Source organism: Mesorhizobium sp. M1329, from assembly GCF_040318035.1.
Lineage (GTDB): Bacteria > Pseudomonadota > Alphaproteobacteria > Rhizobiales > Rhizobiaceae > Mesorhizobium.
On record NZ_JAMYLN010000093.1, the window covers coordinates 1 to 783 of the forward strand.

Below are 783 nucleotides of genomic sequence, written 5' to 3' on the forward strand. Positions count from 1 at the left end.
CCGCTCGCAAGATCTGCAACAGCTTCTGTCGCACCGCCTGCTACGGAAGCCACCGAACCAGCGGCATCTGAGAGCCTGGAGCCGCCTCCCGCAGCTTCGCTTTCGGCACCGGAGTACTCACTGCTCGACTCCTGCCAGCCCTCGCCCAAGCTCTGCCGGTCGGAGAAAGGCCTGCCGGTCCGATGCGCGCCTGGCGCTGAACCGTCTACCGCCGTACCCTTGCCAAGCATCAACCACGCCAGGCCCGCGCCGACCAATGTAAGCGGCAACGGATTGTCCCTGACCTGAGTCTTAAGATTGCTGAGCATGGCCGATCCCTCGTCGCTGAACATCCCGGTGAATTCGTCGATCAGCTGACCCGGTGTCATCTTGCTCCGGATCGAGTCTGCCGTGTCCGTTATCTTGGCACGGGCAATGTCGGCATCGCGTTCGAGTTCGGCTGCGGATTTGTCGATCATCTTATCTGGTCCTTGATCACGCGTGCGTCGCGTTTAAGTTGGTCTTGTGTCCGGTCGGGGGTCAACTCTGAGGGAGCCATGCTTGCCTTGCCGGAGCGTAAGAGTATGACGCCCAGTACTGCCACCACGACGCCGACGAGCAGCGAGGACCATCCGGCTCCCAGCCCGGCGCTCGCCAGGGCAATCACCAGCGCCTGCAAAAGCACCATCAGGGCGGCGAGCAGGCAAATGGCGCCTCCGATTACCTCCACGGCGCCGGCGCCGGCCTTGCTTACCTTTTCCGACATTTCAGCCCGCAACAGCCTGCTTTCGGTTTGAAGCAGTG

Annotated in this window: 1 protein-coding gene and 1 pseudogene; both read right to left on the reverse strand. The window is 62.3% G+C overall.

The window, feature by feature from the left end; all coding sequences use genetic code 11:
- Positions 1-458: pseudogene (locus NKH21_RS32700) on the reverse strand (hypothetical protein); the annotation flags it as partial.
- Positions 455-783 (reverse strand): phage holin family protein (locus NKH21_RS32705; protein ID WP_352870029.1); only part of this gene is annotated, 329 nt, incomplete at its 5' end. The pseudogene NKH21_RS32700 and the gene NKH21_RS32705, both read right to left, overlap by 4 nt.